General features: G+C 63.4%; 3 protein-coding genes. 1 reads left to right on the top strand and 2 read right to left on the bottom strand.

Features of this window, described 5'->3' with window-relative positions:
• Positions 1-335 (bottom strand): alcohol dehydrogenase catalytic domain-containing protein (locus MOV76_RS39030; protein ID WP_247266581.1); only part of this gene is annotated, 335 nt, incomplete at its 3' end.
• Positions 335-802, bottom strand: a complete 468-nt coding sequence (locus tag MOV76_RS39025; RefSeq protein ID WP_065276142.1) for an ester cyclase — start codon at positions 800-802, stop codon at positions 335-337. The genes MOV76_RS39025 and MOV76_RS39030, both read right to left, overlap by 1 nt.
• Before the next feature lie 239 nt (positions 803-1,041).
• Here MOV76_RS39025 and MOV76_RS39020 point away from each other — a divergent pair.
• The coding region (locus tag MOV76_RS39020; RefSeq protein ID WP_247266580.1) for an MFS transporter at positions 1,042-1,818 on the top strand (777 nt) is incomplete at its 3' end.

Raw genomic sequence — 1,818 nt, 5'->3', positions numbered from 1 at the left:
GGAACGACCAATCGGGCAGGCACGGCCGCCAGTTCGGCAAAGGCGCCGCCGCTTGCCGGATCGGTGCGCGCGATCACCCTGTCACCCGGCCTGACGGTGGCGACGAGCGGGCCTGTTGCAACCACCGTTCCGGCGAGATCGGTCCCGAGCGTATAAGGGAAGGCGAGGGGGAAGAAGTCCTTCAGATATCCGGCAAGCAGCTTGTTATCCATTGGATTGAGGGCGGCCGCCTCGACACGGATGAGCACGTCGTCAAGGCCGGGTACCGGCTCGGGCACATCCTCGATCCGGATATCGTCTATCGCGCCATAGGCATGGATGCGGGCGGCCTTCATCACGCGCTCTCCGGATGAAGGGACGCCGTCTTCGGCGGCCAGGCGCCGAGCTGGTGCAGCATGCCGAACCAGTCCTCGAGATGCCAGGTGTGGGAGATCCTGCCGCCTTCGAAGCGGTGGAATTCATGGAGCGCGATCTCTATTCGGCGGTTCGTCGCCGGAATGCCGAAGAGCGCACCGCGTTGGGTGCCGACGATACGGGCGCGAACGCCGGCGCGGTCGTTGAAGCCGATCACTTCGTCGACCACGATCTCCACATCCGGCAGGGATTCGATAAAGCCGAGGATGATCGGCTTCAGCCCGGCTGGCCCGGGACCTTGGCCGGGGGCGAGCGGAATATCCTGCCAGCCCGATGTGACGGCCTCATCGAGAAGATCGGGATTTTTGCGCGTGAAGGCGCCGTAGAAGGTTTCAAGCGTTGCGTGCTGCTCTGCGGTCAGCGCACTTGCCGTGGTGTCGATGGTCATCGAAAGCCTCTTGGTTTGGTGACAGCAATGAGGCTACGGCCAGCCGCTCCATATCGGAAATTGATACCTGATATATCGCCTCATCCATATTTTGTATGAGCAAAGGCCCGGGGCCTAACGCAATCCGGTGAGCGCAGCTCATTCCGATTGACAAGCCATCCATTCGAGCAGAACACCGTTCCGGCATTCAAAACTCTATAAAGGCTGGCGGACCCGCGCTGCCGGCCGGTGACATCGCAATGGACATATCCCAAGGACCGGGGAGCGTTCTTCGCCACCCCGGCTATCTGAACTTCGCCGCCTCCCGCGTTTTTTCCTCGCTCTCCTTCCAGTCCATTGGCATTGCCATGGGATGGATGATCTACGATCAGACGCACAGCGCCTTTGCGCTCGGCCTCGTCGGCTTGTGCCAGTTCCTGCCGATGGCGGTGCTGACCTTCGTCGTCGGTCATGTCGCCGACCGGTTCGACCGGCGGCGCATCGGGCTTGTCTGCCAGTTGATCGAGGCGGTGACGGCCCTGGTGCTGGCGATCGCCACCTGGCAGCAATGGCTGACGCCGGCCGGCATCCTTGCCGCCGTCACGGTGCTCGGCGCCGTCGTCGCCTTCGAGCGCCCGACCATGGCGGCGCTGCTGCCGAACATCGTGCCGGCCTCGATGCTGCAGAAGGCTGTCGCAACATCGACCTCGATGATGCAGACGGCGCTGATCGTCGGCCCATCGCTCGGCGGCCTGCTTTATGGCCTCCATCCCGTCGCGCCCTTTGCTATAGCAGCGCTGCTTTTTGCCGTTGCGAGTTTCAACGTCATCTCGATCCGGATGCAATGGAGCCCTGCCAAGCGCGAGCCGGTGACACTAGCCTCGGTCTTTGCCGGCGTCTCCTTCATCCGCAGCCGACCGGTGATGCTCGGCACGATCTCGCTCGATCTCTTCGCGGTGCTGCTCGGCGGCGCGACCGCGCTGCTGCCGATGTTTGCCCGCGATATCCTGCATGCCGGTCCGTGGGGGCTCGGCCTG

The sequence above is a fragment of the Rhizobium sp. PRIMUS64 genome (assembly GCF_023006465.1).
Taxonomy (GTDB): Bacteria; Pseudomonadota; Alphaproteobacteria; order Rhizobiales; family Rhizobiaceae; genus Rhizobium; species Rhizobium leguminosarum.
Note: the sequence above shows the minus strand (reverse complement) of the source record. Positions and strands in the feature narration are given on the sequence as shown.

What these genes read in the sequence shown, in the direction of transcription:
- MOV76_RS39025 (WP_065276142.1), bottom strand. Translation starts at nt 802, where the DNA reads ATGACCATCGACACCACGGCAAGTGCGCTGACCGCAGAGCAGCACGCA.